Below are 25,278 nucleotides of genomic sequence, written 5' to 3'. Positions count from 1 at the left end.
TTAATATTCTTGTTAATTTGGCAGAGCGATGAATTGGTTATCCGACATCAGAGGTGATTGCCGTTTCATCATTTCCGACCCCGATGTCCGCAACACGCTTGCGCTTTCACAAACACGCGCCATCAATACGGCAGTGGGATGCATTATCGGTATGATCACGATCTGACTCGTGGGATATTCGCCGGTTGCCAGTCTGTTTGGAGAGGCGTTCACCGTCTTCATGATCCTGATGACCGATCGTTATCCGTTCAATTGGCGTCTGGCGCCCGCAACCGTGCTGATTGTAATGGATGCGGGACGCTTTTTGCAAACAAGCAGTAAGGAGCTTCTGCTTGCGCTCACGTGATTAATGGCAATCGCATTCGGTGGTGTGGTGGCAATTACTTTGACTTGGATTTACACCCAAATAATAGAGCGGGTGAGGGCACATCGGCGCCCAACTCCCCCTCAAGCCGAGGGTGAATAGCTCCGTTCGCCAAAAATTGCTGAGCCAACGCGCACAGATGTCGCGCCAAAACCAACTGCGATCTCGTAATCGCCCGACATGCCCATGGAGAGCTTTTCGACGCCTGCGTCGCGGGCGATCTTTTCCAGCAGTGCAAAATGCGGCCCAGGATTTGCATCCGCTGGCGGAATACACATCAGACCTTCTATTAAGAGGCCGTGTTCCGTGCGGCAGCGTTCGACAAAGGCAACAGCCTCTTTTGGCGGTATGCCAGCTTTTTGTTCTTCAAGGCCGGTATTCACTTGTACATAGAGCTTTGGACTTTTGCCCTGCTTTTTGATCTCGACAGCTAAAGCGGCGGCGATCTTCTCGCGGTCCACAGTTTCAATCACATCAAACAGAGCAACAGCATCGGCTGCTTTGTTTGATTGCAGCGGTCCGATGAGATGTAATTCTATGCCGGAATAGGCTTCGCGTAAGCCGGGCCACTTGGCTTGCGCTTCCTGAACGCGGTTTTCACCAAACACCCGCTGACCGAGATCGAGCGCCGGGCGAATTTCATCTGCATCGAAGGTTTTGGATACGGCAACGAGTGTTACAGAGCCCTTTTTGCGGTGCGCTTCTTTCTCGGCATCTTCAATCGCGGTCTTGACCGTGTTCAGGTTCGAACCAATATCTGACATGAAACTCTCGCTTTCAGGCTTTTAAGTCCGCAAAAACTTGACGCTCTCGCCAATACGTGGTGAAGGTCGCCATTAAATATCGACTCTCCTTATTGCATCACCTTCGTACGAGTAAATACGCTCATGGCATCCGAACGTTATAATCCGCGTGTTGCGGAAGCACATTGGCAGAAAATCTGGGAAGAAAACCAGACTTTCGAGACTGACAACAGCGATCCGCGCGAAAAATACTACGTGCTCGAAATGTTCCCTTATCCGTCAGGGCGCATTCACATGGGCCATGTGCGTAACTATGCGATGGGTGATGTGGTGGCGCGTTACAAGCGTGCCAAGGGTTTTAACGTCCTTCATCCGATGGGGTGGGACGCATTCGGCATGCCTGCGGAAAACGCGGCCATGCAGAACAAGGTGCATCCGAAAGAATGGACCTATCAGAACATCGATACGATGAAGCGTCAGCTTAAATCCATGGGCCTGTCGCTTGACTGGTCGCGTGAGTTTGCGACCTGCGATGTCGAATATTATCATCGTCAGCAGATGCTGTTCATTGACCTGTATGAAAAAGGTCTGGTTACACGCAAGACCTCCAAAGTTAACTGGGATCCGGTCGACAACACCGTGCTTGCCAATGAGCAGGTGGTGGATGGTCGCGGCTGGCGTTCAGGTGCGCTGGTCGAACAGCGCGAACTGACGCAGTGGTTCTTCAAGATCACCGATTTCAGCGAAGACTTGCTGGCTGGTCTCGACACACTTGACCAGTGGCCGGAAAAAGTCCGCGTCATGCAGAAGAACTGGATCGGTAAGTCGGAAGGCTTGCAGGTTCGTTTCGCATTGAATGCGTCTACGGCCCCGGCCGGTTTCTCGGAAGTTGAGGTTTACACGACCCGCCCGGACACGTTGTTCGGTGCGTCTTTTGTTGCGATCTCTCCAGATCATCCACTGGCGAAGACGCTTGCTGAAAACAATGCTGAGCTGACCTCATTCATTGATGAGTGCCATCAGCATGGCACGTCGCTTGAAGCGCTGGAAAAGGCTGAAAAGAAGGGCTTTGATACTGGCGTTAAGGTCAAGCACCCGTTTGATGAAAACTGGGAGCTGCCGCTCTATGTCGCCAATTTCGTGCTGATGGAATATGGTACGGGCGCGGTGTTCGGCTGCCCGGCGCATGATCAGCGCGATCTGGATTTCGCCAATAAATATGCGCTGAAAGTCACACCAGTTGTTCTGCCAAAGGGTGAGGATGCTGCGAGCTTTAGCGTTGGCGAAACGGCTTTCACCGACGATGGCGTGATGATCAATTCGCGCTTCCTGGATGGTATGACACCGGAAGCAGCATTTGCTGAAGTGGCTGATCGTCTCGAAAAGACTGAGCTTGATGGTCGCCCGCAGGCTCAACGTAAAGTTCAGTTCCGTCTGCGCGACTGGGGTATTTCGCGCCAGCGTTATTGGGGTTGCCCGATCCCGATGATCCATTGCGAAAGCTGTGGCGTCAATCCGGTGCCGCGTGCCGATCTGCCGGTCAAGCTGCCAGATGATGTCGAGTTCGACCGTCCGGGAAATCCGCTTGATCGTCATGCAACATGGCGTCATGTGAAGTGCCCGAAATGCGGTGGCGAAGCGCGTCGCGAAACCGACACGATGGATACGTTCGTCGATTCGTCGTGGTATTACACACGCTTCACGGCTCCTTGGGAAAACGAGCCAACGGATCGTGCGGTTGCGGATCGCTGGTTGCCGGTTGATCAGTATATTGGCGGTGTTGAGCATGCGATCCTGCATCTGCTGTATTCGCGCTTCTTCACCCGCGCCATGAAAGTGGCTGGCCATGTCGGCATTGATGAGCCGTTCAAGGGCTTGTTCACGCAGGGCATGGTGGTGCACGAAACCTATAAGGCTGATGGCCAGTGGGTGGCACCTGCCGATATTCGCATTGAAGAATCAGACGGCAAGCGCATTGCGACTATGCTTGATAGTGGCGCTCCGGTTGAAATCGGCTCGATTGAAAAAATGTCGAAGTCGAAGAAGAATGTGGTCGATCCGGACGACATTATCTCGTCTTATGGAGCTGATACTGCACGCTGGTTCATGCTCTCCGACAGCCCGCCAGAACGGGATGTGATCTGGACGGAAGCGGGTGCCGAAGGTGCACATCGCTTTGTGCAGCGCGTGTGGCGTCTGGTTTCGGAAGCTGCTCCTGTTCTGAAGGATGTTGCTGCGAAGTCCGGTGCAGAAGGCGAAGCACTTGCTGTTACGAAAGCTGCGCACAAGACGGTTCAGGCTGTCGGCGATGACATTGAAAAGCTCGCTTTCAACCGCGCTGTTGCTCGTCTTTACGAGTTGGTCAATACGCTTGCTGCACCGTTGCAGCAGGTTGCATCTGGTCAGGCTGATGAGCAGCTGAAGGGTGCAGTGCGCGAAGCCACTGAAATGCTGGTTCTGATGCTGGCACCGATGATGCCGCATTTGGCTGAACAATGTGTGAGCGAGCTTGGTGGAACAATTGCTGGCGAGCAAACGATTGCCGCAACTGCGCCATGGCCGAAGTTTGATGCAGCGATGATCGTGGAAAACGAGATCGTTCTGCCGGTTCAGATTAACGGTAAGAAGCGTGGTGATTTGACAATCGCGCGCGACGCTGATCAAGCTACAATCCAGCAGGCGGTGCTCGAACTTGACTTTGTCAAGGCAGCCCTCGAAGGAGGCACGCCGAAGAAGATCATCGTGGTTCCGCAAAGGATCGTCAATGTCGTTGCCTGATCGCTTCATGACCGCTTTCAAGAGCCTCCGTGGTGTCGTTGTAGCACTGGGAGCTGTAGCTCTTCTCGCTGGCTGCACCGTGCAGCCGCTCTATTCGGGCGGCGGCAGTGCTGGCAGCACCATCGGCGGTAGTGTGACGCCGGATATGCGCTCGAAGCTGGCATCGATCTCGGTCGAGCCGGTGAACGACATTTATGGTGTTCAGGTTCGCAACCGGCTGATTTTTTTGCTTTCGGGCGGTGCTGGCGAGCCTGCAAATCCGGTCTACAAACTCCGTCTTGGTCTGAGCAAGTCGGTCACGTCATTTGTCAGTGTTGATATTGGCGATCAGACTGATCGCACGGGCCGTCCATCGGCAGGTACGGTCAATGCAAAGTCCAACTTCGTGTTGTTTGATAAGGACGGCAAGCCGCTGAAAGCTGGCACGCGTACAGTCGGCGCATCCTTCGACCGTCCGCGTCAGGAATTCGCTAACCTGCGTGCAGAGCGTGATGCGACCAAGCGTGCTGCCGAAGAACTGGCCGAGCAGATTTATCTCGCCATCGCGATGCAGATGTCGAAGCTCTGAGCGGATTAGTTCGTTGAATTATAAAAGGCGGCGCATCTTGTGCCGCCTTTTGCTTATCTGACAGAGGAAATTATGCGGCTCGTTTCATTCTCAGCAAAAGGCTATCGTTCACTTCGGTCTGTCCGGTTTGATCTCGGACAGGTTACGGTTTTTGTTGGTGAAAATGGTGCCGGGAAATCCAATCTCTATCGCGCCCTGCAATTGGTGAAGGCTGCCGCCCAAGGTACGTTCTCAAATGAAATTGTCCGTGAAGGTGGCATGCAATCCGCCATGTGGGGCGGTGTGCGGCGCAAGCAGGAGTCCGCCCGAATCATTCTTGAAGCCGAGTTTGAAGACGAACGGCTTGCCTCGCGCTTGTCTTATCGTGTCGAGGCTGGTCTGCCGCCGCCGGTATCGGGTGCATTTCCGTTCGAACCACAGATCAAGCAAGAGCAGCTTAATCTCGATACCGGGCGACGTCCTGTTGATCTCATGGATCGCAAAGGACCTGCGGTTTTTGCGCGCGACGGGGAGGGGCGGCGAACCGAACATCCAAGTCGTCTTTTGACGTCGGAGAGTGCATTGTCGGTGCTTGGACAATCCGGGCATTATCCTGAGATCGGTGATCTCGCGGCGCAAATGCGCGGCTGGCGTTTCTATCATGGTTTCAGAAGTGACCGCGATGCACCTATGCGTCAGCCATCAATCGCAGCAACCGCTTCGATGCTCGATGAAGACGGCAACAATCTCGCTTCGGTCTTTGCGACGCTTGCGCATATCCGTCAGGATACGGTTGATCTCGGTGAGTTGATTGCAAGTGCGCTTGAAGGCGCGAAGCTCGATACCCCCTATCCGCAAGAGACGGCGACATTTGGTCTGAGTTTCCCAGCTTTTCCGCATCGCGTGTTTCGTCCGGGTGAATTGTCCGATGGGCAGATACGTTTGCTGGCTTTGGCTGGTGCGCTTTTGTCTTACCGCTTGCCACCTTTGATTGCTTTGAATGAGCCAGAGGCAAGCCTGCATCCCGATATGATACCATCGCTTGCTAAGATGATCGCGCGCGCTTCTGAGCGCAGCCAGATATGGGTGGTGACACATTCGGCTCGGCTTGCTGAGGCGATTACCGAATATTGCGGTAGCAGGCCGATCCGTGTCGCCAAGCATGATGGCGAAACGGAACTTGGATAAACAAAAACGGCGGATCACTGATCCGCCGTTTTGTATTTTAATCAGCGAACTGATTAAGCGATTTTCTGGCCAGTCTTTGCCCAGTCGGCGAGGAATGTTTCGAGGCCCTTGTCGGTCAGCGGATGCTTGACGAGTGCCTTTAGTGTTGCTGGTGGTGCAGTAACAACGTCTGCGCCGATGAGAGCAGCTTCCTTGACGTGGTTTACGGTGCGAACCGAAGCAGCCAGGATTTCGGTACGGAAATCGTAGTTGTCGAAGATGGTACGGATTTCAGCAATCAGTTCCATGCCGTTGATGCCCATATCATCGATACGGCCGATGAATGGCGAAACGAATGTAGCACCAGCCTTTGCAGCGAGCAGAGCCTGATTGGCTGAGAAGCAGAGCGTCACGTTGGTTTTGTGACCATCGGAGGTCAGTGCCTTACAAGCCTTGAGGCCATCGAGCGTCAGTGGCAGCTTGATGCAGATATTGTCTGCGATCTTGGCAATGACTGCAGCTTCCTTCATGATCTGCTCATATTCTGTTCCAGCAACTTCAGCCGAAACCGGACCCTTGACGAAGGAGCAGATTTCTTTGGTTACTTCAAGAATATCGCGGCCGGACTTCAGGATCAGCGATGGATTGGTGGTCACGCCATCAACCAGACCGAGATCGTTGAGTTCGCGGATTTCCTTGACGTCCGCAGTGTCGACGAAAAACTTCATAACAGCGTTCCTCCATAATGAGCGCGGGTTAGGGGATTTAAATTGATTTAAATCCGGCAAGGTGGCTTTTCTTTAGCGCAAAGCCGCGCCAAGGTCACGCTATCATGTCGAAAGATTCGCACGATATTTTGAGCCTGTTTGCGGAGCCCACCCAAAGCGTGGTGCCGGTGCTTGTACCTATGCCCGCAGAGCGTCCTTATTCTTATATGGTGCCGGCTGGAATGCATGTCCAGCCCGGTTCGATTGTGCGCGTGCCTTTGGGGCCGCGCGAGGTTGCGGGCATTGTCTGCGATGGCGCAACCGATGCGGTGGATTCCAAAAAACTACGCGCGATCACGGAAGTTTTTGATTGCCCGCCTGTCGATGGCGAAATGCTGCGCTTCATGCGCTGGGCCGCAGATTATACGCTTTCGCCGCCCGGAATGGTGGCGCGGATGGTGTTGCGCGCGCCTGCGGCCTTTGATCCTGAGCCAAAAGTACCGGGGATTCGTTACAATGGTAGTGAGCCAGAACGCATGACTGGTGCCCGTGCTCGCGTGATGGAACTGGCACGCGATGGGCTTGCCTGGACGCGTTCAGGCCTTGCGCACGCTGCCGGTGTCTCGCTGACGGTTGTGGATGGTTTGAAAACGCAGGGCGTGTTCGAAGAAGTCATGTTGCCTCCGCCCGCAGTGGTGGCCACGCCTGACACGAGTTATGCGCGAGCAGCACTTTCGGAAGATCAACAAGCGGCTGCTGAAATGCTAGCCGAATCAGTTGAGGCCGATGCGTTTTCCGTATCGCTGCTTGATGGCGTGACCGGATCAGGCAAAACCGAAGTTTACTTTGAAGCTGTGGCCAAGGCGCTTGATCAGGGTAAGCAGGTGCTGATTCTCCTGCCTGAAATTGCACTGACGCAGCAGTTTCTCGACCGTTTTCATGATCGTTTCGGCTCAAAACCTGCGGAATGGCATTCTGATCTTGCACCGCGCACGCGGGAACGCGTCTGGCGGCAAGTGACAGAAGGCACAGTCCGGGTCGTTGCCGGTGCGCGTTCGGCATTGTTTTTACCATTCAAAGAACTTGGCCTGATCGTGGTCGATGAAGAACATGATCCGGCTTACAAGCAGGAAGATCGCGTCTATTACAATGCGCGGGATATGGCCGTGGTGCGTGGTCATATTGGTGGTTTTCCGGTGATACTGGCGTCGGCGACGCCATCTATCGAGAGCCAGGTCAATGCTGATCAGGGGCGATACAGGCGAATCAAGCTTTATGGTCGTTATGCGGAAGCGGCACTGCCGACACTGAAAACCATTGATATGCGACGGTCGCCGCCGCCGCCGGGGCGATTTTTGTCGCCAGCGCTCACAGAAGCTGTGGGTAAAACAGTGGAACGCGGTGAGCAGGCGCTGCTGTTTCTCAACAGGCGCGGTTATGCGCCGCTTACGCTGTGCCGTGTCTGCGGCCATCGTTTTCAGTGTCCGCAATGTTCCAGCTGGCTGGTCGAGCATCGCTTTCGCAATCAGTTGATGTGTCATCAGTGTGGCTATCACGAGCCAGTGCCGGAAGCCTGCCCGGAATGCGGTACGCTTGATCATCTGGTCGCTTGTGGCCCCGGCGTGGAGCGGATTGCGGAAGAAGTAGCCGCAACCTTCCCGGATGCGCGAATCATTGTGCTGTCATCGGATATGGCGGGTGGTGTGAAGCGTCTGCGGCTTGAACTGGATGCCATCGCCAAGGGTGAGGCGGATATTGTGATCGGCACGCAGCTTGTCGCCAAGGGGCACAACTTCCCCAATATGACGCTGGTGGGCGTGGTGGATGCCGACCTTGGGCTTGCTAATGGCGATCCACGCGCTGTTGAACGCACATTCCAGTTGCTCAATCAGGTGACGGGTCGTGCAGGACGAACAGGCCGCAAAAGTCTCGGCCTTTTACAAACCTATCAGCCTGATCATCCAGTGATGAAGGCTATTATTAGTGGCGATTCGGAAGCCTTTTATGCACGCGAAATCGAAGAGCGGGAGCGTAGTGTTCTGCCGCCTTTTGGGCGTCTCGCGGCACTCATTATCTCTGCGGATAACCGGCCAGACGCCGAGAACCATGCGCGAGCGTTGCGCCGTGCAGCCCCCGCATCACCAGAGATTTCTGTGCTAGGACCAGCAGAGGCACCACTTGCGATTGTGCGTGGGCGCCATCGCTTCCGTATCCTCATTCACGGCACAAAACGCGCAGATATTCAAGGGTTTATCCGTGCTTTGTTGGCTGCTTCTCCAAAAGAACGCGGCTCGATCCGGGTGAATATTGACATTGATCCGCAAAGCTTCCTTTAGGCACCTGATATTTTGGTTATGCTGGCCTGCAAACGGCGTCTTCGTGCGCTTCCGGTGCTCACGTACTTCAAGTACGCTGCGCGCCGGTTCTCCTAATCCACCGTTTTCGGCCTAGCAAAACCAAAATCTGCGCTGTCTAACCACCTCAGAGAGCAGGCATGACAACAAGCCCTGATTTCAGCTACAGAGTGCAAGATTGATAAGAGGATAAAATCTGATGGAATTCTATCTTCCTGCGACAACTGGCGAATGGCTTGCATGGAGTGCGGCAGTCGTAACAGCGCTGGCCGGTGTCGTCATGTTGTTTGCGCCTGGCATTACCATGAAGCTGCTGCGTCTTCAGCCGATCAATGCACGCCCGGAAGCTTACAGCTCCATTCGCGCAGTGCTTGCTGGTCCATATCTGGGTGTAGGGCTCGGTTGTTTGATTTTTGCACAGCCATTTTTGTGGGTTGTGCTTGGGGCTGTTTGGGGATTTGCGCTGTTCGGACGCTTCATTTCGATGATGTCGGACAAAGGTGCAACTTTTTACAATATCATCGCTGCCGTTATCGAATTTGCACTTGCTGCCGCAGCTCTGCTTTACGCTTTTGGCTTTATCAGCTGAAGTTGGATTGCTGTGCTAAAAAGCATCATGCTTGATTAGTGAGCTTAGTCAGTCGTTTTCTAACCTAAAATAGCGGCAAAACTTACACAAAAGTGCGGGATTCGCGTGTTGCGAGTCCGGTTCGTCTATGCTAGACGGCAATCACATTTCGGTGTTGTCGCGCTCGCGCGTCAGGGGTTCCCCGGAAACATTCAATAAAATCATCTGCTTGGGCCATTTGGTCCTGCTGAACTCCCAAAAAGATGGTTTCAACGTAGAGAGCAGGTTGTTCGTGGCAGAAACGTCTTCGCTCATTTCAGGTGTCGCACAGCGCTACGCCGGATCGTTGTTTGAGCTTGCGCTCGATGCAAAATCCGTTGCTGCTGTGGAAAAAGATCTTGGCCGTTTCGAGGCGCTTCTGAGCGGAAGCGAAGACCTGAAGCGTCTGATTTCCAGCCCGGTCTTCAATGCAGAAGACCAGCTTCACGCCATTGGCGCGATTGCTGATAAGGCTGGCATCAAGGGTCTTGTCGGCAATTTCCTGCGCGTCGTGGCGTCTAATCGCCGCCTTTTCGCGTTGCCTGGCATTATCGCCGCTTTCCGTGCGATTGCAGCCGAACATCGCGGTGAAATTTCCGCCGATGTTATCTCTGCGCACGAATTAACTGCTGCACAGCAGAACGAATTGAAGGCAACGCTGAAGGGCGTCGCCGGCAAGGACGTGACGATCAATGTCACCGTCGATCCTTCGATCCTCGGCGGGCTTGTCGTCAAAATGGGTTCGCGTCAGATCGACACGTCCCTTCGCACAAAACTTTCTTCTCTCAAGCTTGCACTGAAAGAGGTCGGCTGATGGACATCCGCGCCGCGGAAATTTCCGCTATCCTGAAAGAGCAAATCAAGAACTTCGGCAAGGAGGCTGAGGTCTCCGAAGTCGGTCAGGTTCTGTCCGTTGGCGACGGTATCGCCCGCGTTTACGGTCTGGACAATGTTCAGGCTGGCGAAATGGTCGAATTCCCTGGTGGTATTCGCGGCATGGCGCTTAACCTCGAAACCGACAATGTCGGTGTGGTTATTTTCGGCGCCGACCGTGACATCAAGGAAGGCGACGTCGTCAAGCGTACCGGCGCGATCGTTGACGTTCCAGTCGGTCCAGGCCTGCTCGGCCGCGTTGTCGATGCTCTCGGCAACCCAATCGACGGCAAGGGTCCAATCGTTGCTACCGAACGTCGCCGCGTCGACGTTAAGGCGCCGGGCATCATTCCGCGTAAGTCGGTTCATGAGCCAATGTCGACCGGCCTCAAGGCTGTTGACGCTCTGATCCCTGTTGGTCGTGGTCAGCGCGAGCTGGTCATCGGTGACCGTCAGACCGGTAAAACCGCGATCATTCTCGATACTTTCCTGAACCAGAAGCCAATCCACGACAACGGCCCGGACAGCGAAAAGCTTTATTGCGTTTACGTTGCTATCGGCCAGAAGCGTTCCACTGTTGCTCAGTTCGTTAAGGTTCTCGAAGAACGCGGCGCTCTTGAATATTCCGTCGTGATCGCGGCTACCGCTTCTGATCCGGCTCCGATGCAGTACCTTGCACCATTCGCAGGCTGCGCTATCGGCGAATATTTCCGTGACAATGGCCAGCACGCTCTGATCGGTTATGACGATCTTTCCAAGCAGGCTGTCGCTTACCGTCAGATGTCGCTTCTGCTTCGTCGTCCTCCGGGCCGTGAAGCGTATCCGGGCGACGTTTTCTACCTTCACTCGCGTCTTCTCGAGCGCGCTGCGAAGCTCAACGACGAAAACGGCGCTGGTTCGCTGACGGCTCTGCCAGTCATCGAAACGCAGGGTAACGACGTTTCCGCGTTCATTCCGACCAACGTGATCTCGATCACTGACGGCCAGATCTTCCTCGAAACCAACCTGTTCTATCAGGGTATCCGTCCTGCTGTTAACGTGGGTCTGTCGGTTTCGCGCGTTGGTTCGTCCGCTCAGATCAAGGCCATGAAGCAGGTTGCCGGTTCGATTAAGGGTGAACTCGCCCAGTATCGTGAAATGGCAGCATTTGCTCAGTTCGGTTCGGATCTTGATGCTTCGACACAGCGTTTGCTTAACCGCGGTGCACGTCTGACCGAACTTCTCAAGCAGCCACAGTTCTCGCCGCTCAAGACGGAAGAACAGGTTGCCGTGATTTACGCTGGCGTGAATGGCTATCTCGACAAGATCGCCGTCAACCAGGTTGGCAAGTTCGAAGCGGGTCTTCTTTCTTCGCTGCGCACCGAGCACAAGGATGTTCTCGACGCGATCCGCGATGAAAAGGCACTCACCGACAACATCAAAGCAAAGCTCAAGGCAGCGGTCGACGCGTTCGCCAAGTCTTTCGCTTGAACTTTGTGACGGGATGAACGGATGCCTTCACTAAAGGATCTGAGAAACCGTATCGCCTCGGTCAAGGCGACGCAGAAAATCACCAAGGCGATGCAGATGGTCGCCGCGGCGAAGCTGCGCCGTGCCCAGGAAGCTGCAGAGGCCGCACGGCCTTACTCGCAGCGCATGGGCGCCGTTCTCGCTAACATCGCGCAGAACGTGAGCGGTGAAGATGCACCGGCTTTGATGGCTGGTACAGGTAAGGACGACGTGCATCTGCTCGTCGTCGCGACGGCAGAACGTGGTCTTTGCGGCGGTTTCAACTCGCAGATCGCGCGTTATGCGCGTGATCATGCCCGCAAGCTCCTGAGCGAAGGCAAGACAGTCAAGATTCTGACGATCGGCAAAAAGGGTGCAGATATTCTGCGTCGTGAATTTGCGTCGTTGATCATCGACCATATCAATCTGCGAGAAGTCAAACAGCTTGCTTTTGTGCATGCCGACCAGATCGGCCACAAGATCATCGAACTGTTTGAACAGGGCGCATTTGATGTCTGCACACTGTTCTATTCCGAGTTCAAGTCGGTGATTGCACAGATCCCAACTGCACAGCAGATTATCCCGGCTTCGGCTGGTGCTACTGAGCAGGCAGGAACTGCAGGCGATGCGATTTATGAGTACGAACCTGATCCTGCGGAGATCCTGAGCACACTGATCCCGCGCAACATTTCGGTCCAGATTTTCCGCGCTCTGCTGGAAAATGTGGCGGGCGAAATGGGCGCGAAGATGAGCGCGATGGACAATGCAACGCGCAACGCGGGTGACATGATCAACAAATTGTCGATCACGTATAACCGTCAGCGTCAGGCTCAGATCACCAAAGAACTCATCGAAATCATTTCGGGCGCGGAAGCGCTTTAGAGTTAAGGTTCATCGCATGGTTTTCTCCGAAAGGTCTGCAACTTTTCGGGATCATGCTAACGGAAGGTAAAGGATCGATGGCAAAAGCAGCGACCCCGAAAACTACCGCCGCGGCCGAAGCAAAGCCAGCAGCGGCAAAAGCTCCAGCCAAAAAGGCTCCTGCAAAGACTGCTGCCACTAAGGCCGATGCAGCTCCGAAGGCTGCAACGACAGGCGCAGTTGGCAAAATTACACAGGTTATCGGCGCTGTTGTCGACGTACAGTTCGAAGACGGTCAGCTTCCGCTGATCCTTAACGCTCTGGAAACTGACAACCTGGGTAGCCGTCTGGTACTCGAAGTTGCTCAGCATCTGGGCGAAAACACCGTTCGCACGATTGCTATGGACTCGACCGAAGGTCTGGTTCGTGGTCACGAAGTACGTGACACGGGCAACCCGATCATGGTTCCGGTTGGCGAAGAAACGCTTGGCCGCATCATGAACGTTATTGGTGAGCCAGTTGACGAAGCAGGTCCAATCAAGACCACTGCACGTCGCGCGATCCACCAGGAAGCTCCTGAGTACATCGAACAGTCGACCGAAGCTGAAATCCTCGTAACGGGCATTAAGGTTGTGGACCTTCTCGCTCCTTACGCAAAGGGTGGTAAGATTGGTCTGTTCGGCGGTGCCGGCGTTGGTAAGACCGTTCTCATCATGGAACTGATCAACAACGTTGCTAAGGCGCACGGCGGTTACTCGGTATTCGCAGGCGTTGGTGAACGTACTCGTGAAGGTAATGACCTTTACCACGAAATGATCGAATCGGGCGTTAACAAGCTCGGTGGCGGTGAAGGCTCCAAGGCCGCACTCGTTTACGGTCAGATGAATGAGCCACCAGGTGCGCGCGCTCGTGTTGCTCTTTCGGGTCTGACGGTTGCTGAAAACTTCCGTGACAAGGGCCAGGACGTTCTGTTCTTCGTGGACAATATCTTCCGCTTTACGCAGGCTGGTTCGGAACTTTCGGCTCTTCTCGGCCGTATTCCATCCGCTGTGGGTTATCAGCCAACGCTGGCAACTGACATGGGCGCGATGCAGGAACGCATCACCACGACGACCAAGGGTTCGATTACTTCGGTTCAGGCAATTTACGTTCCTGCCGACGATTTGACCGACCCTGCACCAGCAACGTCGTTCGCTCACTTGGACGCGACAACCACGCTGAACCGTTCGATTGCTGAAAAGGGTATTTACCCGGCTGTGGATCCACTTGAATCCACTTCGCGTATGCTCGATCCAATGATCGTTGGTGAAGAACACTACGCGGTTGCCCGTCAGGTTCAGGCAATCCTGCAGCGTTACAAGGCTCTTCAGGACATCATCGCCATCCTTGGCATGGACGAACTGTCGGAAGAAGATAAACTGACCGTTGCGCGCGCTCGTAAGATCGAACGCTTCCTGTCACAGCCGTTCTTCGTTGCTGAAGTGTTCACGGGTTCGCCAGGTAAGCTTGTTGCGCTCGAAGACACCATCAAGGGCTTTAAGGGCCTTTGCGCAGGTGAATACGATCATCTTCCAGAACCAGCCTTCTACATGGTTGGCTCGATTGAAGAAGCGATCGAAAAGGCGAAGAAGCTGGCTGCTGAAGCTGCTTAATGAATTGAATTTTCGGCGGGTTTTAAAGCCCGCCGAAAATGCCTGTTCATGTGTTTGAGTATGATCTTTTATCGAAGCTGTTTTGTTTTCGGGATCAGGCTCCAGAAATTTAAGTGAGAACCATGGCTCAAGCTTTCCAATTCGAACTCGTTTCGCCAGAGCGCCTTCTGCTTTCGGCTGAAGTGACGGAAGTTGTCATTCCGGGCAGCGAAGGCTACCTGACGGCGCTTGCTGGTCACTCGCCGCTGATGACGACGATCATGCCGGGTGTCGTTTCGGTTAAGCTGAGCGACGGCAAGTCTGACTCCTACGTGGTGTTTGGCGGCTTTGCTGACATTACCCCACAGGGCTGCACTGTGCTCGCTGAATCGGCAACGCATGTTGATGATGTCGATCCGGCTGATATTCAGAAGCGCATTGAAATTGCACGTAAGCATCTTGAAAATGCTACAAGCAACGAACATCGCACGAAGGCAGAGATTTTCCTGCACCAGCTGATGACGTTGCAGGGGTCGGTGCTTCCGGCCTGAAAAGGACAAGCTTCGGCTTCCCATTAAAAGAGAATTTGAAAAGGCGGACTTCGGTCCGCTTTTTTTATTTTGAACGGTAGAGCGACCTATACCATCACGGTTGCGTGAGGTGTCGAAGATCGCTTGAAAATAATATTCCGGCCTTTTATCTCATGATAGAATTGTTAGGCTGCTAATATAAAGGTTGATGCAATGAGCAGAGCAGAACTCAGCGCGGAAATGATCGATGCAATGGCGAAGGTCAACCGCAAGCTTCGTACTGTTTTTGATGCTCGTGTGAAGGAACGTGGCCTGACATTGGCACGCGCACGTACCCTGTTGACGCTGATTGAACAGGAAGGTCTTTACCAGAAAGAACTGGCAGAGGTGTTGGAGATTGAGAATGCTACGATGGTTCGTCTGATTGACGGGCTTGAACGTCAGGCATTTGTTGAGCGCCAAGCCGTTGAAGGCGACCGTCGTGCAAAACGCATCGTCATGACAGAAGAGGGTAAAGCGCTTGCACAGCAGGTTGTAGACCTTGCAGCTGAAGTGCGCGTTGATCTTCTTGAAGGCATCAGCGACGATGATTTAAACACAACGCTTCAAGTTATGCGGAGAATGTCGGACTCAATGCATAAAGTCAGCTAAAGGCATAAAGTCAGCTGACGCTGATCGCATATTTGTGATGTGATCGCTTATTGTTGCGATGTATTTGCCATTATTCTGACATGAGACGGCGCTTAATTTGAGCCGTCAAATTCATGGCGGAGCGTTGGAGATGCGTTACTCGTCGCAGGCACTGTTCGGCTTTATGGCCATATTTTCGATCATGACAGTTCAGAACATTGATATGGCACATGGTAGTCGGCATTCTTATGTGCAGGCTACCAACGACATTGGCACTGATGACGGAGTTATCTTCGATACCCGCTCGGTAGCAGATTCCGACGTGAGTTCTACTTCCTATTCAAATCGCCTGACGAACGCGGGTTGAAGTTTTGCATTACGGAGCCAGCGTGCGCAAATAGCTCATCAATTCGCTGGCGGTATCACTCGCGCGGTCTGGCTCTCGTGATATGATCGCTTCAATGAGTGTCGCGTGGGCACTTGCTGAGCCAACAATTCCTGTTGTTGGACGCAACCGGAACCAGAAACGACGGCTGTGTGTTTGCAATGGAGCTGCAAGGCGCGTGGCGAAGGGGTTACCGGCAGCGCTTCCCAACACGATGTCGAAGGCTTTGTCAGCATCAAGAAACAATGAAACATTATCAGTTGGGATTGCTTCTCGCATCGCATCGGCGGCAGTTTGTAGTCGTTCGTAATCGCGCTTGCTGCCGAAGCGCGCAGCGTCGCGAGCCAATACGCGCTCAACGCCTTCCCGGGCATCCAGAACCTTGTTGAAATCTTTTGGATCAATCGGCGCGATAGCAATGCCGGAACGTGGCCGCACTTCAACCAGTCCTTCCCATGCAAGCCGCTGGATCGCTTCGCGGATCGGGGTGCGACCCATGCCAGTCAATTCGATCAGCGTGCGCTCATTGACAATAGAACCCGGTTCCAGTTCCAGTGTAACGATCAAACGTTCCAGCACACGATAAGCTTGTTCAGCAAGGCTTTCGCTGCCCCAGCTGTCTATGAGGGTTATACTTTTGCTGGCTGCTTTATCACTAACACTTGCACGTTCCATGCAGTCGAAGCCTCATACTGATTGCGATTGACAGGTATCAAGCCTACAGATATATCTTTGATATATCAATTAAGAGCTGTTTGCCGTCGCAAAATAATACCGATAACGGTAAGGAGCGACTATCATGGATAACGGGCTTTTCGCATGGTGTCATTCCAAAAGATGCTGAATGATGGTCGTGCTAGCAGAGCAAAACTGTGCCAGAATTTTGTGCTGAGACGATGATGGCTGAAACGGTCGGGAGCCGTGCATTTATGAAATCTGATCCGAAGGCCTCGCACGACATTGTTATTATCGGCGGCGGGATCGTGGGCGTGGCGACGGCAGCATTGCTTGCAGAGGCGGGCCGTGATGTTCTGGTCATCGATAGAAGTGGCATTTGTGAGGAAACCAGTTCCGGCAATGCAGCAGCGCTCGCTTTTTCTGATATTCTGCCGATGGCTTCCAAAGGTGTGATGGGTAAAGTTCCGGGTTGGCTGATGGATCCGCTTGGACCGTTCACGATCCGCGCGTCGTATTTCCCAAAAATGATCCCGTGGCTTTATCGATTCTGGCGCGCTAGCAGCAAGCAAGCATTGGAAAAGACCACTGTTGCGCAGGGCCATATGATGCAGCTTGCTCAAAGCGAGATGTTGGGTCTGATTGATCGCGCTGGCTTGCGTGACCGTTTGCGTGAAGACGGCAACCTAGAACTTTATGAGAGTGAAGCCGAACTGAAGGCGTCTCAACCCGGATGGGATGCGAAAGCAAAAGCTGGTATCGCTTATGAGCATGTTCGCGGCGAGCGTTTGAAAGCATTGCAGCCGGGTCTCGACCCGCGTTTTGTTGCCGGAACCTTTGTTCCTGGCTGGAAGAATGTCAGTGATCCCAAGCTTTTTGGCCAGGCGATCTGGGCCTATGCCGAAAGCAAAGGCGCGCGTTTTTTGAAAGCCTCCGTGACAAGTGCACATGCAGTGAATGGCGGCGCAGTCGTTCGTCTCGATGATGGTTCGGAAATTGCAGCTTCACATCTGGTTCTCATGGCAGGTGCCTGGTCGAAGAAGCTTGCAAAAGGTTTTGGTGATGTTGTGCCGCTCGATACTGAGCGCGGCTATAACACGACGCTTCCGGTTGACAGCTTTGATGTAAAGCGACAGCTCACCTTCCCCGGTCATGGCTTTGTCGTGACGCCTATGGCTACGGGTTTGCGTGTTGGCGGTGCGGTTGAGTTTGGCGGTTTGGAACTCGCTCCTAACTATGCTCGCTCGGCTGCAATGCTGAAAAAAGCTTCACAGTTTTTGCCGCGATTAAAAACTGAAAGTGGACGCCAATGGATGGGATATCGCCCGTCCATGCCCGATTCCATGCCGGTCATCGGACGCGCCTCCGCTGGGGGTAATATTTACTATGGCTTCGGCCATGGCCATCTTGGCCTTACACAATCGGCAGCGACGGCACGCATTATTCGTGATCTGATTACGGGCAATGCGCTGGCGCTCGATATAGAACCTTTCAAGCCACAACGTTTTCGGAACTGACCATCATGGCAAGACATTCTTTTTTCTGTGTCGACGGACATACATGCGGCAATCCAGTGCGGCTGGTTGCAGGTGGTGGCCCAAATCTCGTTGGCGCCAACATGATGGAAAAGCGCGCACATTTCTTGCGCGAGTATGACTGGATTCGTACAGGCCTGATGTTTGAGCCTCGTGGCCATGACATGATGTCTGGCTCAATCCTTTATCCGCCGACACGCGATGACTGTGATGTAGCCGTTTTGTTTATTGAAACATCCGGCTGTTTGCCGATGTGCGGTCACGGCACGATCGGCACTGTTACCATGGCGATAGAGCAGGGGCTTATAACGCCGAAAGTTCCGGGCAAAATCAATCTCGAAACGCCTGCCGGTCTGGTTGCAATCGAGTATGAGCAGAACGGTCAATATGTTGATCGGGTGCGACTGACCAATGTTCCAGCTTTCCTTTATGCGGAAGCGATGGAGGTTGAATGCCCCGATTTAGGCACGCTTAAGGTCGATGTTGCCTATGGTGGAAACTTCTATGCGATTGTCGAGCCGCAAGAAAATTACACAGATATGCAAGATTATTCCGCGTTGCAACTTATTGCGTGGAGCCCGGTGCTGCGTGAGCGCCTGAATGCGAAATATAAATTCCAGCATCCGGAAATGGCGGATATCAATCGCCTTACGCATATTCTTTGGACAGGCAAGCCGAGACACCTGGAAGCGCATGCACGTAACGCGGTATTCTATGGTGACAAGGCAATCGACCGTTCCCCTTGCGGAACCGGCACTTCGGCCCGCATGGCGCAGCTTGCGGCCAAAGGAAAGCTCAAGCCGGGTGATGATTTTGTGCATGAATCCATCATCGGATCGCTGTTTCATGGCCGCGTAGAACGGGCCGTTGAAATTGGTGGCAGGACGGGAATCATCCCTTCAATCGCCGGTTGGGCACGCATGACCGGGTACAATACAATCTTCATTGATGACCGTGACCCGTTCGCGCATGGGTTCACTGTTGCGTAAAAGCGGTACGGCTGGCAAAAATAGGGTTCTCATCCCTACTTTTTGTCTGTGAAGCCTCGGGAAAAATATGGAACAACGCGCCTTAAATAGGAGAAAAATATATATACAAGGTGCTTTCTAGGGGACATAACTAGTTTGTGGAGGAAGTAAGACATTAGCCTTTTGTCTGAGACAAAAGGGGCTTGCAATCCTTAATACAGCCGTTAGGTGTAATTATCCGGGAAAAAAATGAAGGCGCACGAAATAATGATGCGTCAATAAAATCCCGGCAGAGTTAAATGGGTGGCTTCTCGATGGAATATTTCTTCCAGCAGGTGATCAACGGGCTCGCGCTCGGATCGATTTATGGCCTGATCGCCATCGGTTACACGATGGTCTACGGCATTATCGGCATGATCAACTTTGCACATGGCGATGTCTTTATGCTCGGCGCCTTTATGGCGCTGATTGTTTTTCTAATCATAACAACATTCATTGGCGCGCTGCCAATTGCGCTTATGCTGATGCTGATGATGGTTGTTGCAATGCTTCTCACGGGGCTGTGGAGCTGGACGATTGAGCGGGCCGCTTATCGGCCATTGCGCGGATCGTTTCGCCTGGCGCCGTTGATTACGGCTATCGGTATGTCGATTGCGTTGTCCAACTTCGTTCAGGTCACGCAGGGACCACGCAATAAGCCGGTGCCACAGTTGCTAAATGGCTCTTACAGCATTTTCGGAACCGATGTGACGATCTCGCTCAAGCAGATTGTGGTTATTGTTGTGACGGCAGTGCTGCTGACAATCTTCTGGTACATCGTCAACCGTACCTCGCTTGGCCGTGCACAGCGCGCCTGTGAGCAGGATCGCAAGATGGCTGCGCTTCTTGGCATCAATGTCGATCGCGTTATCTCGCTGACCTTCGTGATGGGTGCGATGCTGGCCGCTGTTGCGGGTACGCTTTATCTCTCCTTCTACGGTGTCATTTCCTTTGCTGATGGGTTCATACCCGGCGTTAAGGCCTTCACCGCTGCCGTTCTTGGTGGGATTGGCTCGTTGCCGGGCGCCGTTGTTGGCGGCTTGCTCATCGGTCTTATCGAGGCCTTGTGGTCAGCTTATTTCTCGATCGACTACAAGGATGTTGCCGCGTTCTCGATCCTGGCAATCGTGCTGATCTTCATGCCGTCCGGCATTCTTGGTCGTCCTGAAGTCGAAAAGGTGTAATCATGGCCGTACAATCAGGTCCACGCCCGGATTCCCTTTTTGCCCGGGCCATTCGTGAAGGGTTCATTGCCGGTCTTGTGGCTTTGGGACTTTTCATTCTCATCGTCGGTTTCAAAACCGATCAGAATATCAGCAATGAACTGGTGCTGACACAGCGCTGGGGTGCACTCGCGATACTGGTTGCGATTGCCGCCATTGGCCGCTTTGCTTTCATCGCGTTCCTGCAGCCCTGGCTTCAGGCGCGTAAGTTTGAAAAGGCAAGTCGGCCTATAGGTGCGGTCGAAGCGCCATCGTTCTTCCGCAGGCATTTCTCGCATTTCGGTGTTGCGTTCCTTTTTGCCTATCCAATCCTGATTGTTGCCCTCGTTGGCTGGCAGGGTTCGCTGAAATGGGTCGATAACTTCGGCGTCCAGATCCTCATCTACGTGATGCTGGCTTGGGGTCTTAACATCGTGGTTGGCCTCGCAGGTCTGCTCGATCTGGGTTATGTCGCCTTCTATGCCGTTGGCGCTTATTCCTATGCGATCTTGTCCGCTTATTTTGGTTGGTCGTTCTGGGTTCTGTTGCCAATTGCAGGTCTTTTGGCGGCAACATGGGGCGTGATCCTCGGTTTTCCAGTTCTGCGTCTGCGCGGTGACTATCTTGCTATCGTGACATTGGCCTTTGGTGAAATCATCAGGCTTGTGCTGATAAACTGGACCGAACTCACCAAAGGTACTTTTGGTATTTCGGGGATCGCCAAGGCAACGTTCTTCGGCCTTCAGTTCAATGCAAGTAAGGATGGTTTTGCTGCCTATTACGGCCTGACCTTCTCGGCGGCACACTACAAGTTCTTCCTCTATTATATCATCCTCATTCTGGCGCTGATCACCGCACTTGTAACGATTCGTCTGCGCCGCTTGCCGGTTGGTCGTGCGTGGGAAGCGCTGCGTGAAGATGAAATCGCCTGCCGTTCGCTCGGTATCAACACCACTACGACAAAGCTCACCGCTTTTGCGACGGGTGCGATGTTCGGTGGTTTTGCGGGTTCGTTCTTTGCTGCACGTCAGGGTTTCGTCAGTCCTGAATCCTTCGTGTTCCTTGAATCGGCAGTCATTCTGGCTATCGTTGTTCTCGGTGGTATGGGTTCGCTTGTTGGGATCGCCATTGCGGCAATCGTGATGATTGGCGGCACGGAAATTCTGCGCGAGATGAGCTTCCTGAAAGCTATCTTCGGTCCAAACTTCACGCCTGAACTCTACCGCATGCTGATCTTCGGTCTTGCTATGGTGGTTGTCATGGTCTGGAAGCCGCGTGGATTTGTCGGAAGCCGAGAACCAAGCGCATTCCTCAATCAGAAGAAGATGGTGTCAGGTGCCTTTACTAAGGAAGGGCACGGCTGATGGCGGAGACAAAAATTATGGCTGGCAATGGTTCGAAAGACACCATTCTTACAGTTGAGCATCTGTCGATGCGCTTTGGCGGTCTCGTCGCGATCAACGATCTAAGCTTTAATGTGAAGCGCGGTGACATCACGGCGATCATTGGCCCAAATGGTGCAGGCAAGACCACGGTATTTAACTGCATCACCGGCTTCTATAAGCCGACCGGCGGCATGCTAACGATGAACCGGAATACGGGCGAGAAGTTCCTGTTGGAACGCTTGCCGGATTTCAAAATTACGCAGGATGCGCGTGTTGCGCGTACCTTCCAGAACATTCGCCTGTTTTCAGGTCTGACTGTTCTCGAAAACCTGCTTGTCGCGCAGCACAACACGCTGATGCGCTCGTCGGGTTATACGATCCTCGGTCTGCTTGGTTTTCCAACCTATCGCAAGGCTGCGAAGGACGCGATCGAGAAAGCACGTCAATGGCTTGAGAAGATCAATCTGATTGATCGTGCAGATGATCCGGCCGGTGATCTTCCTTATGGTGATCAGCGTCGTCTGGAAATCGCACGCGCCATGTGCACCGAGCCGGAAATCCTTTGCTTGGATGAACCGGCAGCGGGTCTAAATCCGCGCGAATCGGCAGAGCTGAACAAGCTTCTGCTCGACATTCGTAAGGAAACAGGCACCTCGATCCTGCTCATTGAGCACGATATGTCGGTGGTTATGGAAATTTCCGACCACGTCATCGTGCTTGAATATGGCACCAAGATTTCGGATGGTTCGCCTGAAGAGGTCAAGAATGATCCGCGCGTTATCGCTGCCTATCTTGGCGTCGACGATGATGAGATCGCTGATCTGATCGATGAGGCTGACAAGCCGGGTACTGGCGACCCTGCTGACTTTATCGCGTCGCAGCTTGCTGAAGAGGCGATCGAGGAAGAAAAGGCAGAGGAAGCGGTCCGTTTCGCAGGCGGTCTGGCTGCAGCGCGAGATGGCACGCCCGACAATCTGACGCTCATCAAGGGCATCGGTGAAGTCAACGAAAAGAAGCTGAACGAACACGGCATCTATCATTTCGATCAGATTGCCGCCTGGACTGAAGCCGACATCGTTCAGGCCGAAACCTATCTGGAATTTGACGGTCGTATTGCCCGCGAAGACTGGGTTGGACAAGCAGCACAGCTTAGCGTTGGTCAGGCAACCGCGTTTTCAGCGCGTGTTGAAGCAGGCGATGTCCCAACAAGCCATAAGACCACTCCCGCAAAGGCAGCCCGAGCGCCGAAAGGCAGCAAAGCTCCGGCCAAGCCTAAGAAGGGAAGCGAATGATGACGGCTGAAACCATGCAGACAAAACAACCGCTTCTTGCCGTTGAAAAGGTCGAAACTTACTATGGCAATATCTGTGCGCTGAAGGGCATTGATCTCACCGTGAATGAGGGTGAAATCGTTGCGCTCATTGGTGCAAACGGTGCCGGTAAGTCCACGCTGATGATGACAATCTTTGGCTCGCCGCGTGCGCGCTCAGGCCGCATTCTCTTCGGTGGCAAGGACATTACCGCCATGCCTCCGCATGAGATCGCCAAGCTGCGCATTGCGCAGTCGCCGGAAGGTCGCCGCATTTTCCCGCGGATGACGGTTCTCGAAAACCTTCAAATGGGCGCAAGCCTCGATAATCAGCAATATTTTGAAGAAGATGTTGCGCTGATGTTTGATCTGTTTCCGCGTCTGAAAGAGCGTATCACACAGCGCGGCGGTACACTTTCTGGTGGCGAGCAGCAGATGCTGGCTATCGCTCGTGCACTGATGGCGCGTCCGAAGCTGCTGCTTCTGGATGAACCGTCGCTTGGTCTGGCACCGCTGATCGTGAAGCAGATTTTTGAGGCGATCAAGGAGTTGAACCGCACACAGGGGCTGACCGTGTTCCTCGTTGAGCAGAACGCATTTGGTGCGCTCAAGCTTGCTGATCGCGGTTATGTTATGGTCAATGGATCAATCACAATGAGCGGCGCAGGCCGCGAACTGTTGGCTGACCCGGAAGTGCGTGCTGCCTATCTCGAAGGCGGAAGGCATTAAGGAGGAAAAACATGCAGGGAATTCTCTACGAAGAACCGTCATTCTGGCTGTTTTTTCTCATCACTTGCCTTCTGGGCGGTTGGGCCGCGTGGATGACAGGACGTGCCTGTGCTCAGACATGGCGGACTTATCCGCAGCTTTTGCTGTATCTTATCCCATTGGGTGCGGCGGTGCGTTTCATTCATTATGCTTTGTTTGGTGGTACGCTGCTGTCGTGGCACTACTACCTGGTCGATCTCGTCGTTCTGGTGATCGTTGGAACGATAGGGTTTCGCTTTACCCGTACCAAGCAGATGGTGCGTCAGTATAACTGGCTCTATGAAAAGGCTTCGCCTTTGAGCTGGAAGGCAAAGTAATTTAAAATTTCGCCGTGAGAGACATGCAAAGCATGGCTTTAAAGCAGTCGTTCTGAAAATAAAAACTAAAATGCTCTGGCGGCGGAGTTTTTCTACGAGATCACGTTGAACAAATAGAATTCAGCGTCGATATTGCTGGGGAATCAGCAAGAAAATAAGCGATGCAAAACATCGTTCGGGGTAACTATAATCGGGAGTTCAAGTAAATGAAGAAATCGCTTTTTTCCGGCGTTGCTCTTGCAGCAGTGATGGCTTTCAGTGGCTCGGCTTGGGCAGACGTACTTTTGGGCATCGGTGCACCATTGACCGGTCCAAACGCTGTTTACGGTGCGCAGATTCAGAAGGGTGCTGAAGCCGCTATCAAGGAAATCAATGATGCCGGTGGTATCAATGGTGAAAAAATAACGATCACGCTCGGCGACGACGTATCTGATCCGAAGCAGGGTATTTCCGTTGCAAACAAGTTTGCTGCTGATGGCGTGAAATATGTGATCGGTCACTTCAACTCCGGCGTTTCGATCCCGGCTTCTGAAGTTTATGCCGAAAATGGCATTCTGGAAATTTCGCCAGCTGCAACCAACCCGGTTTATACCGAGCGTGACCTGTGGAACACGTTCCGTACCTGCGGCCGTGATGACCAGCAGGGCATAGTTGCCGGGCAGTACATCTTTGACAATTTCAAGGATGGCAAGATTGCTGTCATCCACGACAAGACCCCGTATGGTCAGGGCCTTGCCGATGAAACCAAGAAGAAGCTGAATGAACTTGGCGTGACGGAAACTGTTTATGAAGGCGTGAATGTTGGCGAAAAAGATTTCTCGGCACTGATCGCTAAGCTCAAGCAGCAGGGTGTGAATGTTCTGTATTGGGGTGGTCTTCACGCTGAAGCCGGTCTCATCATCCGTCAGCTCGCTGATCAGGGTCTGAAGGTTCAGTTCATTTCGGGCGATGGTATCGTTTCCAACGAACTGGCTTCGATTGCTGGCGACGCGGTTGCTGGAACACTCAATACGTTTGGTCCAGATCCACGTAACAATCCAGCCAATGCTGAGCTCGTCAAGAAGTTCCGCGACGCGGGCTTTGAGCCTGAAGCTTACACGCTCTACTCTTATGCCGCTGTTCAGTCGCTGGCAGGTGCTGCAAAAGCTGCTGGCAGCAACGACCCACAGGAAATTGCGAAAGCGTTGAAGGAAAAGGGTCCGTTCCCAACCGTGCTTGGCGATCTGTCCTATGACGAGAAGGGTGATCCAAAACTCCCAGGTTACGTAATGTATAAGTGGGAAAAGGGTGCTGACGGGAAATATACTTACATTCAGCAGTAAGTTTTTCGTAGCATTATTTCGTAAATTGATAGAATGCCCGGCTTTGTGTCGGGCATTTTTATTTTAGAATTATTTAAATGAATGACATCATGC

Annotated in this window: 25 protein-coding genes; 22 read left to right on the top strand and 3 right to left on the bottom strand. The window is 53.2% G+C overall.

Features of this window, described 5'->3' with window-relative positions:
* The first annotated feature begins 28 nt into the window (after positions 1-28).
* Positions 29-166, top strand: coding sequence for a hypothetical protein (locus tag RI570_RS04825; protein ID WP_313827250.1), 138 nt, complete (start codon positions 29-31; stop codon positions 164-166).
* A 3-nt stretch (positions 167-169) separates the two neighbouring features.
* Positions 170-346 carry a hypothetical protein gene (locus RI570_RS04820; protein ID WP_313827249.1) on the top strand — a complete coding sequence of 59 codons (177 nt, stop codon included), beginning with the start codon at positions 170-172 and terminating at the stop codon, positions 344-346.
* Between the two features lie 101 nt (positions 347-447).
* Here the strand turns inward: RI570_RS04820 and RI570_RS04815 are convergent, their stop codons facing one another.
* Positions 448-1,128 (bottom strand): YggS family pyridoxal phosphate-dependent enzyme, encoded by a 681-nt coding sequence (locus tag RI570_RS04815; protein WP_313827248.1) that lies wholly within the window; start codon positions 1,126-1,128, stop codon positions 448-450.
* A 123-nt stretch (positions 1,129-1,251) separates the two neighbouring features.
* Here RI570_RS04815 and leuS point away from each other — a divergent pair, with 123 nt between their 5' ends.
* From leuS to RI570_RS04800, 3 genes are all read left to right on the top strand, one after another.
* Positions 1,252-3,885 carry a leucine--tRNA ligase gene (leuS, locus tag RI570_RS04810; protein WP_313827247.1) on the top strand — a complete coding sequence of 878 codons (2,634 nt, stop codon included), beginning with the start codon at positions 1,252-1,254 and terminating at the stop codon, positions 3,883-3,885.
* Positions 3,872-4,453 (top strand): LPS assembly lipoprotein LptE, encoded by a 582-nt coding sequence (gene lptE / locus RI570_RS04805; RefSeq protein ID WP_313827246.1) that lies wholly within the window; start codon positions 3,872-3,874, stop codon positions 4,451-4,453. The genes leuS and lptE overlap by 14 nt, the downstream gene beginning before the upstream one ends.
* A gap of 72 nt (positions 4,454-4,525) precedes the next feature.
* The gene (locus tag RI570_RS04800; protein WP_313827245.1) at positions 4,526-5,620 is read left to right on the top strand and encodes an AAA family ATPase; all 1,095 of its coding nucleotides are present in this window, start codon (positions 4,526-4,528) and stop codon (positions 5,618-5,620) included.
* Between the two features lie 53 nt (positions 5,621-5,673).
* On the opposite strand, the gene fsa is transcribed toward RI570_RS04800, so the two are convergent.
* Positions 5,674-6,327, bottom strand: coding sequence for a fructose-6-phosphate aldolase (gene fsa / locus RI570_RS04795; RefSeq protein WP_250041236.1), 654 nt, complete (start codon positions 6,325-6,327; stop codon positions 5,674-5,676).
* A 104-nt stretch (positions 6,328-6,431) separates the two neighbouring features.
* Between fsa and RI570_RS04790 the strand changes: the two genes are divergently transcribed.
* The 9 genes from RI570_RS04790 (at position 6,432) to RI570_RS04750 (ending at position 15,647) form a co-directional block, all read left to right on the top strand.
* Positions 6,432-8,642 carry a primosomal protein N' gene (locus RI570_RS04790; RefSeq protein WP_313827244.1) on the top strand — a complete coding sequence of 737 codons (2,211 nt, stop codon included), beginning with the start codon at positions 6,432-6,434 and terminating at the stop codon, positions 8,640-8,642.
* Positions 8,643-8,859: 217 nt separating this feature from the next.
* On the top strand, positions 8,860-9,249 hold the full coding sequence (locus tag RI570_RS04785) for a DUF4345 family protein (protein ID WP_313827243.1): 390 nt from the start codon (positions 8,860-8,862) through the stop codon (positions 9,247-9,249).
* Positions 9,250-9,520: 271 nt separating this feature from the next.
* Entirely contained in the window at positions 9,521-10,081 is a 561-nt protein-coding gene (locus tag RI570_RS04780) for a F0F1 ATP synthase subunit delta (RefSeq protein ID WP_250041224.1), read from the top strand.
* Positions 10,081-11,610: a F0F1 ATP synthase subunit alpha gene (gene atpA / locus RI570_RS04775; RefSeq protein WP_007876822.1), complete on the top strand. Its 1,530-nt coding sequence runs from the start codon at positions 10,081-10,083 to the stop codon at positions 11,608-11,610. The genes RI570_RS04780 and atpA overlap by 1 nt, the downstream gene beginning before the upstream one ends.
* 21 nt (positions 11,611-11,631) lie before the next feature.
* On the top strand, positions 11,632-12,510 hold the full coding sequence (locus RI570_RS04770) for a F0F1 ATP synthase subunit gamma (protein ID WP_313827242.1): 879 nt from the start codon (positions 11,632-11,634) through the stop codon (positions 12,508-12,510).
* A gap of 77 nt (positions 12,511-12,587) precedes the next feature.
* Positions 12,588-14,141 (top strand): F0F1 ATP synthase subunit beta, encoded by a 1,554-nt coding sequence (atpD, locus tag RI570_RS04765; RefSeq protein ID WP_313827241.1) that lies wholly within the window; start codon positions 12,588-12,590, stop codon positions 14,139-14,141.
* Positions 14,142-14,263: 122 nt separating this feature from the next.
* Positions 14,264-14,671 carry a F0F1 ATP synthase subunit epsilon gene (locus RI570_RS04760; protein ID WP_313827240.1) on the top strand — a complete coding sequence of 136 codons (408 nt, stop codon included), beginning with the start codon at positions 14,264-14,266 and terminating at the stop codon, positions 14,669-14,671.
* A gap of 192 nt (positions 14,672-14,863) precedes the next feature.
* The gene (locus RI570_RS04755) at positions 14,864-15,301 is read left to right on the top strand and encodes a MarR family transcriptional regulator (protein WP_313827239.1); all 438 of its coding nucleotides are present in this window, start codon (positions 14,864-14,866) and stop codon (positions 15,299-15,301) included.
* Positions 15,302-15,398: 97 nt separating this feature from the next.
* A complete protein-coding gene (locus RI570_RS04750) occupies positions 15,399-15,647 on the top strand; it encodes a hypothetical protein (RefSeq protein WP_313827238.1) in 249 nt (82 codons plus the stop codon).
* Between the two features lie 9 nt (positions 15,648-15,656).
* Here the strand turns inward: RI570_RS04750 and RI570_RS04745 are convergent, their stop codons facing one another.
* Positions 15,657-16,340, bottom strand: coding sequence for a GntR family transcriptional regulator (locus RI570_RS04745; protein WP_313827237.1), 684 nt, complete (start codon positions 16,338-16,340; stop codon positions 15,657-15,659).
* A gap of 254 nt (positions 16,341-16,594) precedes the next feature.
* On the opposite strand from RI570_RS04745, the gene RI570_RS04740 reads away from it, so the two are divergent.
* From RI570_RS04740 to RI570_RS04705, 8 genes are all read left to right on the top strand, one after another.
* Positions 16,595-17,857, top strand: a complete 1,263-nt coding sequence (locus tag RI570_RS04740; protein WP_313827236.1) for an FAD-binding oxidoreductase — start codon at positions 16,595-16,597, stop codon at positions 17,855-17,857.
* 5 nt (positions 17,858-17,862) lie between these two features.
* Entirely contained in the window at positions 17,863-18,864 is a 1,002-nt protein-coding gene (locus RI570_RS04735; protein WP_313827235.1) for a 4-hydroxyproline epimerase, read from the top strand.
* A 293-nt stretch (positions 18,865-19,157) separates the two neighbouring features.
* Positions 19,158-20,066, top strand: coding sequence for a branched-chain amino acid ABC transporter permease (locus tag RI570_RS04730; RefSeq protein ID WP_187546558.1), 909 nt, complete (start codon positions 19,158-19,160; stop codon positions 20,064-20,066).
* A 2-nt stretch (positions 20,067-20,068) separates the two neighbouring features.
* The gene (gene livM / locus RI570_RS04725; protein ID WP_313827234.1) at positions 20,069-21,448 is read left to right on the top strand and encodes a high-affinity branched-chain amino acid ABC transporter permease LivM; all 1,380 of its coding nucleotides are present in this window, start codon (positions 20,069-20,071) and stop codon (positions 21,446-21,448) included.
* Between the two features lie 17 nt (positions 21,449-21,465).
* Positions 21,466-22,761 (top strand): ATP-binding cassette domain-containing protein, encoded by a 1,296-nt coding sequence (locus tag RI570_RS04720; RefSeq protein ID WP_313828554.1) that lies wholly within the window; start codon positions 21,466-21,468, stop codon positions 22,759-22,761.
* A complete protein-coding gene (locus RI570_RS04715) occupies positions 22,761-23,507 on the top strand; it encodes an ABC transporter ATP-binding protein (protein ID WP_313828552.1) in 747 nt (248 codons plus the stop codon). Before RI570_RS04720 ends, RI570_RS04715 begins: the two co-directional genes overlap by 1 nt.
* Positions 23,508-23,518: 11 nt before the next feature.
* Complete coding sequence (locus tag RI570_RS04710) at positions 23,519-23,863, top strand: DUF6867 family protein (protein WP_313827232.1); 345 nt, start codon at positions 23,519-23,521, stop codon at positions 23,861-23,863.
* A gap of 206 nt (positions 23,864-24,069) precedes the next feature.
* Complete coding sequence (locus tag RI570_RS04705; RefSeq protein WP_313827230.1) at positions 24,070-25,185, top strand: branched-chain amino acid ABC transporter substrate-binding protein; 1,116 nt, start codon at positions 24,070-24,072, stop codon at positions 25,183-25,185.
* The last annotated feature ends 93 nt before the right edge of the window (positions 25,186-25,278 follow it).

The sequence above is a fragment of the Brucella pseudogrignonensis genome, from assembly GCF_032190615.1.
GTDB lineage: Bacteria > Pseudomonadota > Alphaproteobacteria > Rhizobiales > Rhizobiaceae > Brucella > Brucella pseudogrignonensis_B.
The sequence above is the reverse complement of the archived record's forward strand: the minus strand, read 5'-3'. Positions and strand labels throughout refer to the sequence as shown.

What these genes read in the sequence shown, in the direction of transcription:
- leuS (WP_313827247.1), top strand. Translation starts at nt 1,252, where the DNA reads ATGGCATCCGAACGTTATAATCCGCGTGTTGCGGAAGCACATTGGCAG.
- RI570_RS04745 (WP_313827237.1), bottom strand. Translation starts at nt 16,340, where the DNA reads ATGGAACGTGCAAGTGTTAGTGATAAAGCAGCCAGCAAAAGTATAACC.
- atpA (WP_007876822.1), top strand. Translation starts at nt 10,081, where the DNA reads ATGGACATCCGCGCCGCGGAAATTTCCGCTATCCTGAAAGAGCAAATC.
- RI570_RS04740 (WP_313827236.1), top strand. Translation starts at nt 16,595, where the DNA reads ATGAAATCTGATCCGAAGGCCTCGCACGACATTGTTATTATCGGCGGC.
- RI570_RS04705 (WP_313827230.1), top strand. Translation starts at nt 24,070, where the DNA reads ATGAAGAAATCGCTTTTTTCCGGCGTTGCTCTTGCAGCAGTGATGGCT.
- RI570_RS04825 (WP_313827250.1), top strand. Translation starts at nt 29, where the DNA reads ATGAATTGGTTATCCGACATCAGAGGTGATTGCCGTTTCATCATTTCC.
- RI570_RS04730 (WP_187546558.1), top strand. Translation starts at nt 19,158, where the DNA reads ATGGAATATTTCTTCCAGCAGGTGATCAACGGGCTCGCGCTCGGATCG.
- livM (WP_313827234.1), top strand. Translation starts at nt 20,069, where the DNA reads ATGGCCGTACAATCAGGTCCACGCCCGGATTCCCTTTTTGCCCGGGCC.
- RI570_RS04735 (WP_313827235.1), top strand. Translation starts at nt 17,863, where the DNA reads ATGGCAAGACATTCTTTTTTCTGTGTCGACGGACATACATGCGGCAAT.
- RI570_RS04815 (WP_313827248.1), bottom strand. Translation starts at nt 1,128, where the DNA reads ATGTCAGATATTGGTTCGAACCTGAACACGGTCAAGACCGCGATTGAA.
- RI570_RS04720 (WP_313828554.1), top strand. Translation starts at nt 21,466, where the DNA reads ATGGCTGGCAATGGTTCGAAAGACACCATTCTTACAGTTGAGCATCTG.
- fsa (WP_250041236.1), bottom strand. Translation starts at nt 6,327, where the DNA reads ATGAAGTTTTTCGTCGACACTGCGGACGTCAAGGAAATCCGCGAACTC.
- RI570_RS04800 (WP_313827245.1), top strand. Translation starts at nt 4,526, where the DNA reads ATGCGGCTCGTTTCATTCTCAGCAAAAGGCTATCGTTCACTTCGGTCT.
- RI570_RS04760 (WP_313827240.1), top strand. Translation starts at nt 14,264, where the DNA reads ATGGCTCAAGCTTTCCAATTCGAACTCGTTTCGCCAGAGCGCCTTCTG.
- lptE (WP_313827246.1), top strand. Translation starts at nt 3,872, where the DNA reads ATGTCGTTGCCTGATCGCTTCATGACCGCTTTCAAGAGCCTCCGTGGT.
- RI570_RS04785 (WP_313827243.1), top strand. Translation starts at nt 8,860, where the DNA reads ATGGAATTCTATCTTCCTGCGACAACTGGCGAATGGCTTGCATGGAGT.
- RI570_RS04790 (WP_313827244.1), top strand. Translation starts at nt 6,432, where the DNA reads ATGTCGAAAGATTCGCACGATATTTTGAGCCTGTTTGCGGAGCCCACC.
- atpD (WP_313827241.1), top strand. Translation starts at nt 12,588, where the DNA reads ATGGCAAAAGCAGCGACCCCGAAAACTACCGCCGCGGCCGAAGCAAAG.
- RI570_RS04710 (WP_313827232.1), top strand. Translation starts at nt 23,519, where the DNA reads ATGCAGGGAATTCTCTACGAAGAACCGTCATTCTGGCTGTTTTTTCTC.
- RI570_RS04755 (WP_313827239.1), top strand. Translation starts at nt 14,864, where the DNA reads ATGAGCAGAGCAGAACTCAGCGCGGAAATGATCGATGCAATGGCGAAG.
- RI570_RS04715 (WP_313828552.1), top strand. Translation starts at nt 22,761, where the DNA reads ATGACGGCTGAAACCATGCAGACAAAACAACCGCTTCTTGCCGTTGAA.
- RI570_RS04770 (WP_313827242.1), top strand. Translation starts at nt 11,632, where the DNA reads ATGCCTTCACTAAAGGATCTGAGAAACCGTATCGCCTCGGTCAAGGCG.